Here is a 13,207-nt window from a genome sequence, read left to right on the forward strand (position 1 = left end):
CAGGCTTTTGCCTGCTTCTTTTTTATGAGACTTTTGAGATCGAGTTAGCATTTGTTTTGCTTCTAGAAATAAGAAGAATAAAATAACACAGTAAGCCGAAGAGACAAGAAATAAATAGAGCGTGGGCTAACGCTATGTAAAGATTAAGTTTAGTAAAAATAATCGTAGCGCCTGATATAACTTGTAAAGAAACAAGCGAACAAGCTAAAATCCATCCCCAATAAATGACTCGCTGCTGTTTATAATGTTTGACCGCAAGGATAGTAGTATATAAAATCCACAAGAAGATAAGACCAGCGGCGAGACGATGGCCCATTTGAATCCACTGATAGGGGTTCAATGGAAGAAATGGATTGCTGTTCGAGCAAAAAGGCCAATCCACACAAGTTAAACTGGCATTCGTATGCCGTACAAGAGCCCCTGTATAGACGACTAAATAGCTGTAAAGTGTGATACCGATAGTATGCCATTTCATTCGCTTGTCAATAATTAACGAGGAAGCATCGAACTTTTGATCAACTTCGAAAATTAAAAGAGTCAAAAGCAATACTGCCGCAAACGAGATGAGCGAGATGCCAAAATGAAGAGCGAGAACAAAGTCACTTTGTCCCCATTTAACGGCAGCTGCTCCAATCAAAGCCTGTGCTATTAAAAAAAATATAGACATGACAGCTAAGAATTTCGTTTCCCGCTTATGCCCGATCAGCCGCCAGGATAGAATAGATAAGGCAGCTACAAGCAAGCCGGCAACGCCGGAGACAACCCGATGTGATAACTCGATAATCGTTTCTATCGTAATATCATCAGGAATTAACTGCCCGTGGCATAGCGGCCATTCATTTCCACATCCAAGTCCGGAGTCGGTTTTTGTCACTAAAGCACCGCCTAGCAAGACAAGAAGCATGACGAACGTTGTCAAAACCGCTAGCCATTTTAAAGAGCGTTGCATGTTTTTCACCTACTTATTTATAATGCAAAAGGGGATTACAGAAAGAGTTCATCTTCTCGATAATACAGAAAATGAGAAAAAAAGACAACTTGTAAAATTATTTGGAAATGTTATGCTTATACATAGAAGATATGGTTAAGTTGATTTCTTCCAAAGCCTGTCTGAACAAGCTTTTAAGGTTCTCATATTTTCATTATCCTATAAAACTAAATCTATAGGAATAGCACTTGTTCAGTGGACACAAATTCGACATAATTAGTTCATTATGTATTCACAAAAAAACAAGCCGATATGATTTAATATGGATGAACAGTGGTTTTTGAGCGTGAGTACGGCTTGGCAAAGGAGAATAGAACTCCACTATTTATTCAAAAAGACAGACCGCTTGTTTTTATGAGAGGGGGGAAAAAGGTGTCACGTGCCACAACAACGATGGGGAAAACTGAACTTCCAGAAACAACAGCTATGAAGGATTTTCTGGCATTAATCAAAATCGGAATCGTTAATTCCAACTTGATTACTATTTTCACAGGATTATGGCTGGCGATCGTTTTTAACGGCTTGCACTTTCTAACTCAGTTGGATACCATCTTTTACACGCTGATTGGATCGTCTCTAATCATTGCGGGGTCTGCCAGTTTAAATAACTTTATTGACCGGGATATTGACCCGCTTATGGAGAGAACGAAAGGGCGTCCTACAGTCACAGGGAAGATAAGCTATCCAAAAGTAATGACAATTGGTCTCGCTTTCATCATTATTGGAACAGCATTTTTGTTTCTAACAACATTTACAGCTGGTGTCATTGGTTTAATTGGAGTATTTAGCTACGTAGTAGTTTATTCCATGTGGTCTAAACGCCGGCATGTAAGCAATACGGTGGTAGGAAGTATTTCAGGTGCTGTGCCTCCGTTAATCGGCTGGGCTGCTATCGACCCTAGTCTAGACATTGTTGCTTGGATGTTATTTTTAATTATGTTTATTTGGCAGCCTCCACATTTTTATGCGCTGGCTATGAGACGCTGTGAAGAATATAGAACGGCTGGTATTCCAATGCTGCCGGTTGTGAAAGGGTTTGCTTCTACAAAACGTCATATGATTATTTGGGTATTGGCTCTCTTGCCGCTGCCATTTTTTATGACATCACTGGGCACTGCCTTTGTCGTGTTAGCGACAGTTTTAAATATAGGCTGGCTTGCTCTTGGATTATCTGGGTATAAATTGAAAGATGACCTTAAATGGGCAAAGCTAATGTTTATTTATTCATTACAGTATTTAACTGTCCTGTTCGTAGCGATGGTTATTTTTACTGTTATTTAATTCACAGGAATTCTTTCTTGCTAAAGAAATCCATATATAAGCTCATAACGCTGCAGAAATTCACAAGAAAGAGGGGTTTAATTAAGCTATGAAAGATAGGCTAACTAAATGGCGTCTTTTATCAGTCTTTGCTGTGTTGGCACTCGTGTTGTCGGGCTGTGGTGAACCATTCCTTTCCACACTCAAACCTGCCGGCGCAGTGGCTAAACAGCAATATGATCTGATGATTCTAAGCACAATCATCATGGTATTAGTTATTGCTGTAGTTACTGTTATTTTCGTTCTTGCCATTACTCGCTTCCGTCGTAAAAAAGGCGAGGAAAACAAAATTCCTAAGCAAGTGGAAGGAAGCCATTTGCTCGAAATTATTTGGACAGTTATTCCTATTATCCTTTTGCTGATCCTTGCTGTGCCGACTGTTGCGGCTACGTTTGAACAAGCTAATGTAAAGGAAATGGATAAAAAACCAAATAAGGATGGGGTGCGTGATGCACTTGTCGTAAATGTACGTGCCAACCTTTACTGGTGGGAGTTTGAATATCCTGACTATAAGGTCATCACGTCTCAGGAATTAGTCGTTCCAACAGATCAAAAGGTATATTTTAATTTAATTTCATCCGACGTAAAGCATTCATTCTGGATTCCTGCTGCAGGTGGGAAGATGGATACGAACACAGATAACGTAAACAAATTCTGGCTGGAATTTGACGGCGCCAAAGCACAAGAAGCTAACAATTTGTTTTATGGGAAATGTGCTGAGCTTTGCGGACCATCTCATGCTTTAATGGACTTTAAAGTAGAAACAAAATCACAAGATGACTTTAAAAAGTGGTTAAGCGCTATGCAGTCTGCTAAAGCAGCAACTCCAACCGATACAGCTGCTGCACAAGGACAAAAACTATTTGAGCAAAACTGCTTAAGCTGTCACGCAGTAAGTCCAGATGATGCACGTCCAGAACAAGCAAGACTTGCTCCAAACTTAGCAACATTTGGTGAGCGTTCACGCGTTGCTGGTATATTAGACCATAACGAAGAAGAGTTGAAAAACTGGATTCGTGATCCTGAAAAGTATAAACCAGGCAATAAGATGTCAGGTACTTATAAGCAATTGAATGAACAAGAACTTGATCAATTAGCAGCATACTTAATGAGCTTGAAAGTAGAAGAACAATAAGGATTAGAAAAAGAAGGAGGTAAAACCGTTGAGTACCATTGCACAAAAACGAGGTTTCGCAAGTACGATCTGGGACTATTTAACAACAGTCGACCATAAGAAAATTGCGATTCTCTATTTAATCGCGGGTGGAATCTTTTTCCTAATGGGCGGTATAGAAGCAATGATGATCCGGGCTCAGTTGGCTGTGCCAAACAATGACTTTGTCAGCGCGGGTTTATATAATGAATTGCTTACTATGCACGGTACAACAATGATTTTCTTGGCAGCAATGCCTTTGCTGCTTGGTTTTATGAATGCCGTTATGCCGTTGCAAATTGGAGCGCGTGACGTAGCGTTCCCATTTGTTAACGCACTTGGTTTTTGGTTGTTTTTCTTCGGAGGATTATTTTTAAACTTATCGTGGTTCCTAGGTGGTGCGCCTGATGCAGGCTGGACTTCTTATGCCTCGTTATCGCTCGCTTCGGAAGGCCATGGAATTGACTTTTATGCTTTAGGTCTACAGATTTCAGGTTTTGGTACGTTAATGGGAGGGATTAACTTCCTCGTTACAATCATTAACATGCGTGCGCCTGGTATGACGTATATGAGAATGCCTTTGTTCACATGGACAACTTTTGTAGCTTCAGCATTAATTTTATTCGCATTCCCTCCACTTACTGCTTCAATTTTTATGTTATCGTTTGACCGTATGTTCGGCGCTAACTTCTTTAATGTAGCAGCAGGTGGTAATACAATTATCTGGGAGCACTTCTTCTGGATCTTTGGACACCCAGAGGTATATATTTTGATTTTACCGGCTTTCGGTATTTTCTCGGAAATTTTCTCAACATTCTCGAGAAAACGTTTATTCGGGTATTCGTCCATGGTGTTTGCAACAGTATTAATTGGTTTTCTAGGATTCATGGTTTGGGCTCACCATATGTTTACTGTGGGACTTGGCCCAGTAGCGAATGCTATTTTCGCAGTTGCTACAATGGCAATTGCTGTACCTACAGGGATTAAAATCTTTAACTGGCTCCTTACAATCTGGGGAGGAAGCATTAAATTTACCGTACCAATGATTTATGCGGTTGCCTTTATTCCGTCTTTCGTAGCCGGTGGGGTAACTGGTATTATGCAGGCTGTAGCGCCAGCAGACTATCAATATCATGATACTTATTTCATTGTTGCCCATTTCCACTACGTTATCGTTGGCGGAGTAGTATTTGCTTTGTTAGCCGGTGTACATTTCTACTGGCCAAAAATGTTTGGAACAATGTTAAGTGAAAAAATTGGGAAATTTACTTTCATCTTTTTCTTTATTGGTTTCCATTTAACATTCTTTATACAGCATTTCCTTGGTTTAATGGGGATGCCTCGCCGTGTTTGGACTTTCCTTCCAGGTCAAGGACTTGATGCAGGTAACTTAATTAGTTCAATTGGGGCGGCTTTCATGGCGGTAGGAGTTATTCTGTTGCTATTGAACGTAGTTATTACATCTGTTAAGAATGAAAGAGTCGGCAACGATCCATGGGGAGATGGCCGTACACTAGAGTGGGCGATTCCTTCACCACCTCCATTCTACAACTTTAAGCAGCTGCCGCTTGTACGTGGACTCGATGCATACTGGTTAGAGAAGATGGAAGGAAAGACAACGTTGACTCCAGCTGAACCAATCGGTGACATCCACATGCCAAATGGTTCATTCACGCCATTTGTTATTTCTCTTGGTCTATTCATTGCTGCTTTTGGAGCTATGTATCATGTAGATGATAAGGCATGGGCGATTCCAGTCTTAATTGGCGGCTTAGCTATCACGTTTGGCTCCATGATCTATCGTTCACTTAAAGATGACCATGGGTTCCATATTCATAAAGAAGATTTAATGGATGATGATAATGAAGATAAGGGGGTTAAGGCATAATGCAAGCTGAAGAAAAATTCACACCCCAAACATGGCCTGAATCACCTGAAAAAGCAACACTTGAAGGTAAAAATAAATTTTTAGGTTTTTGGTTATTCTTAGGCGGAGAGACGGTATTGTTCGCCTCTCTCTTCGCTACTTACATTGCATTAAAAGATAAGGTGCCAAGCCCGGATCATATGCTGGCAAAAGACTTATTTGAACTTCCGCTAGTATTCGTAATGACAATGCTCTTATTAACAAGTTCGTTAACAAGCGTATTCGCCATGTACCATATGAAAAACTACAGCTTTAAGAAGATGCAGCTTTGGCTGTTAATTACTGTAATTCTTGGTCTTGGTTTCTTAGGCTGTGAACTTTATGAGTTTCATCATTACTACACTGAATACAACCATACGTTTACTAGCAGTGCATTTGGTTCCGCTTTTTACACATTAACGGGTTTCCACGGTGCTCACGTCGCTTTTGGGCTAGTCTGGATCACTTTGTTAATGATTCGAAATGCAGGCCGCGGATTAAACCTTTACAACGCGCCTAAATTCTATTTAGCGAGCCTTTACTGGCACTTTATCGACGTCGTATGGGTATTTATCTTTACGGTAGTATACTTAATGGGAATGGTGGGATAATTGATGGTAAATAATCAATCGAATTCAAACAACCCAAGACTCAATTATGATTACCGCCGCAAGAAAAACGCAGAAGGCATGAGAATTCAAGTAGCGACATTTACTTTAATGATCTTCTTTACGGTCGTTTCTTTTGTAGCAGTAGCCGCAGACTTCTCAAAATGGTTTGTTGTACCATTTATTTTATTGCTTGCAGTAGTACAAGTGGGATTCCAGCTTTATTACTTCATGCATATGAGTGATAAAGGTCATGAAGCACCTTCCTTGTTTTTATGGTCGGGAATTACAGTAGCTTTCGTAACTGTATTAGCTTTCATGACAATTATTTGGTGGTAATAGCCTGTTCATTTTAAATGTACACATTTTATCATTACGCAAAAAAGCCGGTTCTCTTCTAAGAACCGGCTTTTTTGTGTAATGAGAATGATACACTGTATGTTGTCATGAACTTGTCAATTCATATCATTGCTAGAGGAAAAGGGGAACGTTATAATGAAGGCAGGGCATTGAAAATAATATCGAGGTGAAAGAAAATGCCAATTAGCATTTTTGGATTTCAGGCACTATGGAGTCCTTATTTTCTGTCTCTGTTAATAGTGTTGACTGTTTTTTACTTTTTAGGAACGACGAAATGGAGAAGTAAATTTGAAGGCAGTGAACCATTAAAAAAACATCAGGCAGCTTTATTTGTGACAGCCATGGTGGTTTTATATGCAGTGAAAGGCTCGCCAATTGATTTGCTTGGCCACATTATGTTTACCTACCACATGATTCAAATGGCTGTTCTGTACTTAATTGTAGCACCCTTATTCTTAAGAGGGCTTCCTTGGTGGGTGTGGAAAAAAATCATCGATCATCGCACCGTTAAACCAGTGTTTAATTTCTTTACGAAGCCATTAATCGCTTTGGTTTTGTTTAATGGGCTGTTTTCGATTTATCATTTGCCGATCGTTTTTGACTATATTAAAATGAGCATGCTTCTTCACAGTCTTTATACGGTTGGATTGTTCGTTTTTGCCCTTTTTATGTGGTGGCCATTAGTGAATGATATGCCAGAAGGAAGAAAACTGAGCGGACTCAAAAAAGTAGGGTATATTTTTGCCGATGGGGTTTTATTAACACCTGCCTGCGGTTTGATTATATTCGCTTCTACACCAGTATATGCTACCTTCAGCGATGCAAGTACTTGGCTCCAGGCGATGGAATTGTGCGTGCCAACGTCTACGTTACAAGGATTAAATCTAAGCGGTCCCGAACTGTTTTCAAGTATGCCGGTTATGGAAGATCAGCAGCTTGGAGGGGTCATCATGAAAATCATCCAAGAGATCGTCTACGGTTGTATGCTTGCTTTTGTATTTTTTGAATGGGTTCGTAAAGACCAACAAGAGACTGAGGAAATGAGTGCCTCTGCAATGATGCAGCAACAAGCAGATTATACGAAGTAAGACGGAACTGGAAATGAACGTATTACTTTTTGTAGGCAAAGTCTGCTTTGTACACTATTGGGTTGAATGAAGATGTTTGTCAACAACCTGGCTATTCATTTCCTTTTCCTGCACAATATCTAGACGGATTATAAATGGGAGAGAGGAACAAAGATGTCACTACCTATTTTACCCACAATTAGTACATCATTTATTGTATTAAGCGCCATTACTGTTGCGATTGGTTGGGCGCAGATAAAACAAAGAAAAATCGAGCAGCACAAAAAAACGATGCTCCTCGCCGCTGTGTTCGCTGTTATTTTCTTTGTTATTTATGCTAGTCGAACGGTCTTTATTGGCAATACTGCCTTTGGCGGGCCAGAAGATATTAAAATTTATTATACCATCTTCTTAATTTTTCATATTACGCTAGCCACGGTTGGAGCAGTTTTAGGCATTATGACGATTATTTTAGGACTAAAGAATAATTTAGAAAAACATAGAAAATTAGGGCCAGTTACGAGTATTATTTGGTTCTTCACCGCTATTACTGGAGTAGCTGTTTATTTACTTCTTTACGTATTTTATAAAGGCGGAGAAACTACCTCTGTTATTAAAGCGATTCTTGGCTTTTAATGATAAGAACGAAAAAGCGCATGAGCTGCTCATGCGCTTTTTTCAATAATTAAAATGTAAATTGTTCTACTTCGTTTTTAAGGTCCGCTAAAAGCTTTTCGCATGTCTCCACTAACGAGGATGGGAAGTTCTCATCTTCTCCATATTCTACACCATGTGGGTAATAATATTTGCCTAATATAGGAGTCATCAATTGGATAGTAGCGTCTGAAGAGCCTACATCGCCTTCAACAGCATATCCGAAAACGCGTAAATAGTATGTACCTTCTTTTAGATCAAATTTGCGGTCAAATGTTACCCGCTCATAATCCCATTGTCCAGCAAGAACCAACTTGTGTGTCTTACAAATATAGTTCAGACGGCCAAAGTCAATTCGTAAATTTTCTAGACCCGTATTTTCAAATTTCATGAAAAATCCCTCCTGAATATCTTAGCGTAACTCTAATATCATTCCGCGCCTTTTGTCTATCACTCCATAATAATAATAGTCGAAAAAAGCATTTCTTGCAATGAGTTGAAGAGAAACAAACAAATCTTTTCCATTATAGTAACTTCTTGAATAACTATAAAAATGAGAGAATCTTTTTACGTGATGTGATACGAGGCAGGCATAGTGTTATAATGTGATTAATATAAGGCAACAGTGTCTGTATATGGGGGTAAAGGGGGGAGTTTTCTGCGATCAGTTATCAGAATCCTGGTGGTTATGTCCATCATTTTAATAGGGGGAATATATTTCAACCAGGCAAGAGAAGAAAATGATATTTTACACAATTCTGCTACATCCAATCCTGCAAAAGATGATATGAATGTAGAAAAAGACCTAGAGGATATGAATAAACCAGTTCCGACTGCCGAAAAGCCAAAAACCGGTGCTGGGCTTTATATTGGCAAGGAAGCAGGGTTGCTTAGAAAGGCGATGGGTGAGCCGATTCGAAAGGATCCATCTGCTTATGGATACGAGTGGTGGATTTACAAAGGTGATCAGCAGTATGTCCAATTTGGCGTGGAAAATAACCGAGTCGTCACGGCGTATGCAGCAGGTGAAACGGACGTTTCTCCATTTAAAATTGAACAGCCAGCTAAAGAGCTTTTTCAAACGTACGATCTTGGCATGGATATACTCGTTAAGAATGACTCCGGTACGTATCGGTTTGAATTATCGGAAGAAGATTTTAATATGAGACCGGTTGTCAGGGTCGGAGACGTATATGCGCAATTATATATTGATAAATTCTCTGGTACATTGTCCAGCGTTCGCTATTTAACGAAAGACTATTTAATTAAACAACGGCCATATGAGATGGTGTACCGTGGCGAACTGCCAGCTGATCCAGAGCTATCTGATTCTGTATGGCAGCAAATTGAAGAGGGAAGCGAGAAGCAAATAGTTGATCTCACAAACATTATAAGAGAAAAGCATAACGTAGGAACGCTAGCATGGGATTCAGAAACGGCACAAGTAGCAAAGCAGCATAGTAAAGAGATGTATGAGAAGCAATATTTTGCTCACGAATCCCCTTCCGCCGGCGACTTGGGAGACCGGCTGACAAAGGCTGGGATTACGTATCAGCTTGCCGGGGAAAATATAGCCGCTAATTATACAGATGGACCGGCTGCTGTCGAAGGCTGGCTAAATTCTGAAAGTCACCGTGAAGCCTTATTGGAAAAAGAGTTCACTTTCTTAGGTGTAGGCGTTTATCAAAAATATTACACACAAAATTTCATCGCCAAGTAAACTGAAAGCAGCCGTTTTGACAAACAGCTGCTTTTTAATTATTTTCTTTTTATGAGGAAAAAAGTGCCGGTAGCGTGGGCTACTTTCTTTCCATCCTCTCTTAACGCTTCTCCTTCAACGACGATCGTTTTTGAGCCTTTATGTATTACTCGGGCTTTTACCGTTAGTTGGTCACCTTTTCCAGGTGCAATATAATGAATATTTAGATTGGACGTAACGGTTGCATAGCCTTCAGGGGTAGCCGTGTATGCCGCTGAGCCCATGGCTGAGTCTAGTGCTGTAGCTGTTACGCCTCCGTGTACAATGTGGAGAGAATTGTTCGTTAAATCGGTAATAGGCATGTGAACTTCACATTCGTTTTCCCCAGTAATTCTATTTAGTTGTAATAACCGCCCAATGTAAGTCCCTTTTCCCTCGACTTTCTCCAAATAGCCTTCTAACATTTGCTCTAACACTTTTAGTTCTGTCTCATCTGCCTGTTGAATACTTTTTTCTATTAATGAATAGATTCTATCCTTCATGTAAAGATCCTTCCCTTCCTCTCCTCGCTAAGTCTTTCATCTAGGTTGTCTTGCTTTTTTGTTCAGGTATGAAGGCCAGCTGATCGGGCCAATCTTTAAAAACTTTTCCTCATGCTGAACAAGTAGTTTTCATTTTTCTTATCATACCATTTTTTAAGAGCGGAAACATTTTTTCACTTTTCGTCTGTTGTTCCATAATGTATTAGTAGTAATTAGTTGGGCGGAGATACGGGGTGAAAATAAGTTGTTACATCCAAAGGTAAAAGAATTTAAAGTATTTATGGATGGAAGGCCAGACTTGAAACGAGCAGTGCGAGAGCGGCGAACGACATTACAGGCTCTTTTTGAAAAATGGCATGAATCTGGGGATGTAGAGCTAGCGAAAGAGAATGAGAGCAGCAAAGAGCGGAAGACTGATTTTCAGACAGAGGATTGGTCAATGAAATTAACAAAGGTCTTGTCTCTATTTGAAGGGATGAAATGGGATAGCATTTTAGCAGATGTGCAAGGAATGTTAGAAATGGCCCAAATTTATTTAGCCGATTTAGCGGAGCAAAATCAAAAAAAGAACACATAGAGAATGGAATTACTTTTTAAGTGGAGGGATATGATGAGACAGGAAATCATGGAGATGATAAGGAAGAATAAAGAATGGCTTAATTATTTGCGGAAAGAACCATCCTGGTATCGCTTATTAAGCCGTGATCCTTATCAAATAGAAACATTTCAAAAGGCTAGTCTACAGTTTTATAAGAAGACCTTTCCTGATCGTTTGGGCCGCTTTAATGATAGTTTGCAAATGGCTTCTGCCTTAATGTATATGATGCAATCCCAATTTTCCCAACCGGCAACTGAAGCGGCACAGCAATCTGAATCAACAACAGAGACAGCTTCTGAATCAACAACAGAGGCGTCTTCTGAAGCAGCACCTGAGACAGAGGAACAGACAGGAGAAACGACTGAAAATGAGCAATAAAATATCTTGATTTTGCACACACTATCCGAAAAGGAGTGTGGGCAATGAAGTGGTTAATTGCGATATTGGCAGTATTCGCTGTAGCAGGATGTAGAACGAATGTCCCGGAGCCAGAGACATTTTCACCCTCTGCTTCCTCGAGTGAAGCAGAGGTGCAGGCGGCTGAAAAAGGTTGGACTGTCAAGCATTTATTGAGAGGAGAAAATGTATTTGTAGAATTAATCGTGCCAGGTGTTTCTTTTTCAAATAATGGGACAAATTCACATAAAAAGGGCCAGGTAGCTGTTTATGTGAATGGCAAGCATTACAACACCTACCACACAGCTGCTTTTATTGTAAAAGGGCTGGATCCAGGACGTCATCAAATAGATATTAAATTAGTTGATCGGCATAACCGCTCGCTCGGATATGAAAAAACGTTTTTTGTATCCATCCCGTAAATAGTTTTATTTGTGAAATAATATGTTAAAATAGGGGAATGGAGGTGGGCTATTTGCTTACAGCTACAATTGAAAAAATTAAAACAGTAGAACAGGCTGAAGGGCTTGCACGGAAGATTCTCGAATCAGATGTTGCCCAAAACTATCAGTCGTGCTACTTTCTTTTATATACAAACCCTGTCACGAAAGAAAAGATTCGTCGTTTTAGCCGACTGAAGGAGCAATATGAAGAAGTGCAGCGGTTCGGACGTTATCATCCAGACTACAGCAGGGTAATGAAGGAAGTAAGGGAAGCGAAAAGGGAAATGGATTTAGATGAAAATGTCGCCGCTTTTCGAGTAGCTGAAAACGAGCTGCAGAGGTTGCTTGATGAGATCAGCGTTATTATTGGCCGGGCAGTTTCAGAAGGAATTAAAGTGCCGACGGGCAATCCATTTTTTTCAACGGGGTCAAGCTGTGGCGGGGGCTGTGGATCGGGTTCGAGCTGCGGTTGCTCAGCTTAAAATATCAGCGTGGCTGAAGACTCTACTGATAAAGGGACGTGAGCTGTTTCAAAACGAGAGCTGGCGTCCTTCTATTTAAGATCATGCCGATCAAACCTTTTTGCGCTTTTATAACATTGATTCAGAGGGAGATATTATGTTTATTGATCGACAAGCTGTTATTGTCTGGCTCCATAACACAAAGCCAGCGAAATCGTTGCGAAAATATGGGAATGTTCACTATGTATCAAAACGCATGAAATATGCGGTTGTGTATTGTAATCAGAACGAGCTTGAAGAAGTCATGGGGAAACTGCAGTCACTATCGTTTGTTAAGAAAGTAGAGCCGTCTTTTAAGCCGTTTCTTAAAACAGAGTATGAAAACTCTAAACCTGATAAAGCGAAAGAATACGATTATAAAATTGGTGTATAAAAAGCAGGGAATTCTCCCCTGCTTTTTTGTTTGGTTCTTTCACTTGCTGAGAAGGCAAGCCAAGCCGTTACAGCAATGCTTTTTTAGATTAACGAGCCACAAAGTTTACGAAAACAGCCGTTTGTTTTACCTGCCTAAAGGTGCTAGAAGGTGATTGAGCCGGAGAATGCCGATTAAATATTGAAAATATAGCTCGGTTTCTGTAAAGGCAGAAGATGGCTTGACGTCCATTTCAATAATGGGACGGTTTAAAACTTCAGCTGTTTCTTTGAATAAGTCAAAACGCTTATTTGGTGTGCGGTGAGGATAGGGAATTCCTTCACGGCATATGTAAATAGGTTGAAACTCTCCTGGGTCTGTTGGTGAAAGTACAATCGCCAGTGAAGTCATAGAGCGATCACCTGCTGATGAGTGAAAAGCAATCATGTGAGTAAGGCGATGCGGATTGTTACGGGCAATTTCCACAAGTTCGTATATGTCTGAGTATCCCTCTCCAAGTTCGATGAACCGCTGAATCATAGTAAACCCTCCTTTTCTGTAAAAGAGTCTTATAAAAGCATTTTTATTGTATCGTTACTA

General features: G+C 40.1%; 17 protein-coding genes. 13 read left to right on the top strand and 4 right to left on the bottom strand.

Annotated elements, in window-relative coordinates; genetic code table 11:
• Positions 1-22: 22 nt before the first annotated feature.
• The gene (locus tag AC623_RS05475) at positions 23-949 is read right to left on the bottom strand and encodes a COX15/CtaA family protein (protein WP_049661325.1); all 927 of its coding nucleotides are present in this window, start codon (positions 947-949) and stop codon (positions 23-25) included.
• Positions 950-1,381: 432 nt separating this feature from the next.
• On the opposite strand from AC623_RS05475, the gene cyoE reads away from it, so the two are divergent.
• The 7 genes from cyoE (at position 1,382) to AC623_RS05510 (ending at position 8,038) form a co-directional block, all read left to right on the top strand.
• Positions 1,382-2,269 (top strand): heme o synthase, encoded by an 888-nt coding sequence (gene cyoE, locus AC623_RS05480; RefSeq protein WP_197091007.1) that lies wholly within the window; start codon positions 1,382-1,384, stop codon positions 2,267-2,269.
• 88 nt (positions 2,270-2,357) lie between these two features.
• Positions 2,358-3,443: a cytochrome c oxidase subunit II gene (coxB, locus tag AC623_RS05485; protein ID WP_049661327.1), complete on the top strand. Its 1,086-nt coding sequence runs from the start codon at positions 2,358-2,360 to the stop codon at positions 3,441-3,443.
• A 28-nt stretch (positions 3,444-3,471) separates the two neighbouring features.
• The gene (ctaD, locus tag AC623_RS05490) at positions 3,472-5,349 is read left to right on the top strand and encodes a cytochrome c oxidase subunit I (protein WP_049661329.1); all 1,878 of its coding nucleotides are present in this window, start codon (positions 3,472-3,474) and stop codon (positions 5,347-5,349) included.
• On the top strand, positions 5,349-5,978 hold the full coding sequence (locus tag AC623_RS05495) for a cytochrome (ubi)quinol oxidase subunit III (protein WP_049661331.1): 630 nt from the start codon (positions 5,349-5,351) through the stop codon (positions 5,976-5,978). The genes ctaD and AC623_RS05495 overlap by 1 nt, the downstream gene beginning before the upstream one ends.
• 3 nt (positions 5,979-5,981) lie before the next feature.
• Positions 5,982-6,314: a cytochrome c oxidase subunit IVB gene (gene ctaF, locus AC623_RS05500; RefSeq protein WP_049661332.1), complete on the top strand. Its 333-nt coding sequence runs from the start codon at positions 5,982-5,984 to the stop codon at positions 6,312-6,314.
• 197 nt (positions 6,315-6,511) lie between these two features.
• A complete protein-coding gene (gene ctaG / locus AC623_RS05505; RefSeq protein WP_049661333.1) occupies positions 6,512-7,423 on the top strand; it encodes a cytochrome c oxidase assembly factor CtaG in 912 nt (303 codons plus the stop codon).
• A 153-nt stretch (positions 7,424-7,576) separates the two neighbouring features.
• Entirely contained in the window at positions 7,577-8,038 is a 462-nt protein-coding gene (locus AC623_RS05510; RefSeq protein WP_049661335.1) for a DUF420 domain-containing protein, read from the top strand.
• 49 nt (positions 8,039-8,087) lie between these two features.
• On the opposite strand, the gene AC623_RS05515 is transcribed toward AC623_RS05510, so the two are convergent.
• Positions 8,088-8,447, bottom strand: coding sequence for a YugN family protein (locus AC623_RS05515; RefSeq protein WP_049661337.1), 360 nt, complete (start codon positions 8,445-8,447; stop codon positions 8,088-8,090).
• Between the two features lie 297 nt (positions 8,448-8,744).
• Between AC623_RS05515 and AC623_RS05520 the strand changes: the two genes are divergently transcribed.
• A complete protein-coding gene (locus AC623_RS05520; protein ID WP_053104190.1) occupies positions 8,745-9,776 on the top strand; it encodes a CAP domain-containing protein in 1,032 nt (343 codons plus the stop codon).
• A 38-nt stretch (positions 9,777-9,814) separates the two neighbouring features.
• Here AC623_RS05520 and AC623_RS05525 read toward each other — a convergent pair whose 3' ends face one another.
• Positions 9,815-10,297 (bottom strand): PaaI family thioesterase, encoded by a 483-nt coding sequence (locus AC623_RS05525; RefSeq protein ID WP_049661339.1) that lies wholly within the window; start codon positions 10,295-10,297, stop codon positions 9,815-9,817.
• A 244-nt stretch (positions 10,298-10,541) separates the two neighbouring features.
• On the opposite strand from AC623_RS05525, the gene ylbD reads away from it, so the two are divergent.
• The 5 genes from ylbD (at position 10,542) to AC623_RS05550 (ending at position 12,628) form a co-directional block, all read left to right on the top strand.
• The gene (gene ylbD, locus AC623_RS05530; protein WP_049661340.1) at positions 10,542-10,874 is read left to right on the top strand and encodes a spore coat protein YlbD; all 333 of its coding nucleotides are present in this window, start codon (positions 10,542-10,544) and stop codon (positions 10,872-10,874) included.
• A gap of 33 nt (positions 10,875-10,907) precedes the next feature.
• Positions 10,908-11,273 carry a YlbE-like family protein gene (locus tag AC623_RS20925; RefSeq protein WP_082174336.1) on the top strand — a complete coding sequence of 122 codons (366 nt, stop codon included), beginning with the start codon at positions 10,908-10,910 and terminating at the stop codon, positions 11,271-11,273.
• A 44-nt stretch (positions 11,274-11,317) separates the two neighbouring features.
• Positions 11,318-11,713 (top strand): hypothetical protein, encoded by a 396-nt coding sequence (locus AC623_RS05540; protein ID WP_049661342.1) that lies wholly within the window; start codon positions 11,318-11,320, stop codon positions 11,711-11,713.
• A 38-nt stretch (positions 11,714-11,751) separates the two neighbouring features.
• Positions 11,752-12,216, top strand: a complete 465-nt coding sequence (locus AC623_RS05545) for a YlbF family regulator (RefSeq protein WP_049661343.1) — start codon at positions 11,752-11,754, stop codon at positions 12,214-12,216.
• A gap of 136 nt (positions 12,217-12,352) precedes the next feature.
• Positions 12,353-12,628 (top strand): YlbG family protein, encoded by a 276-nt coding sequence (locus tag AC623_RS05550; RefSeq protein WP_049661345.1) that lies wholly within the window; start codon positions 12,353-12,355, stop codon positions 12,626-12,628.
• A 126-nt stretch (positions 12,629-12,754) separates the two neighbouring features.
• Here AC623_RS05550 and AC623_RS05555 read toward each other — a convergent pair whose 3' ends face one another.
• Positions 12,755-13,147, bottom strand: a complete 393-nt coding sequence (locus AC623_RS05555) for a DUF7147 family protein (RefSeq protein WP_049661347.1) — start codon at positions 13,145-13,147, stop codon at positions 12,755-12,757.
• Positions 13,148-13,207: the final 60 nt, after the last annotated feature.

It is taken from the genome of Bacillus sp. FJAT-27231 (genome assembly GCF_001183975.1).
Lineage (GTDB): Bacteria > Bacillota > Bacilli > Bacillales > Domibacillaceae > Pseudobacillus > Pseudobacillus wudalianchiensis.

Excerpts from the sequence above, each read along its gene's own strand:
- AC623_RS05550 (WP_049661345.1), top strand. The coding sequence starts at position 12,353 with ATGTTTATTGATCGACAAGCTGTTATTGTCTGGCTCCATAACACAAAG.
- AC623_RS05515 (WP_049661337.1), bottom strand. The coding sequence starts at position 8,447 with ATGAAATTTGAAAATACGGGTCTAGAAAATTTACGAATTGACTTTGGC.
- ctaF (WP_049661332.1), top strand. The coding sequence starts at position 5,982 with ATGGTAAATAATCAATCGAATTCAAACAACCCAAGACTCAATTATGAT.
- AC623_RS20925 (WP_082174336.1), top strand. The coding sequence starts at position 10,908 with ATGAGACAGGAAATCATGGAGATGATAAGGAAGAATAAAGAATGGCTT.
- AC623_RS05495 (WP_049661331.1), top strand. The coding sequence starts at position 5,349 with ATGCAAGCTGAAGAAAAATTCACACCCCAAACATGGCCTGAATCACCT.
- cyoE (WP_197091007.1), top strand. The coding sequence starts at position 1,382 with ATGGGGAAAACTGAACTTCCAGAAACAACAGCTATGAAGGATTTTCTG.
- AC623_RS05545 (WP_049661343.1), top strand. The coding sequence starts at position 11,752 with ATGGAGGTGGGCTATTTGCTTACAGCTACAATTGAAAAAATTAAAACA.
- AC623_RS05540 (WP_049661342.1), top strand. The coding sequence starts at position 11,318 with ATGAAGTGGTTAATTGCGATATTGGCAGTATTCGCTGTAGCAGGATGT.
- AC623_RS05510 (WP_049661335.1), top strand. The coding sequence starts at position 7,577 with ATGTCACTACCTATTTTACCCACAATTAGTACATCATTTATTGTATTA.
- AC623_RS05525 (WP_049661339.1), bottom strand. The coding sequence starts at position 10,297 with ATGAAGGATAGAATCTATTCATTAATAGAAAAAAGTATTCAACAGGCA.
- ctaG (WP_049661333.1), top strand. The coding sequence starts at position 6,512 with ATGCCAATTAGCATTTTTGGATTTCAGGCACTATGGAGTCCTTATTTT.
- AC623_RS05555 (WP_049661347.1), bottom strand. The coding sequence starts at position 13,147 with ATGATTCAGCGGTTCATCGAACTTGGAGAGGGATACTCAGACATATAC.
- AC623_RS05520 (WP_053104190.1), top strand. The coding sequence starts at position 8,745 with ATGTCCATCATTTTAATAGGGGGAATATATTTCAACCAGGCAAGAGAA.
- coxB (WP_049661327.1), top strand. The coding sequence starts at position 2,358 with ATGAAAGATAGGCTAACTAAATGGCGTCTTTTATCAGTCTTTGCTGTG.
- AC623_RS05475 (WP_049661325.1), bottom strand. The coding sequence starts at position 949 with ATGCAACGCTCTTTAAAATGGCTAGCGGTTTTGACAACGTTCGTCATG.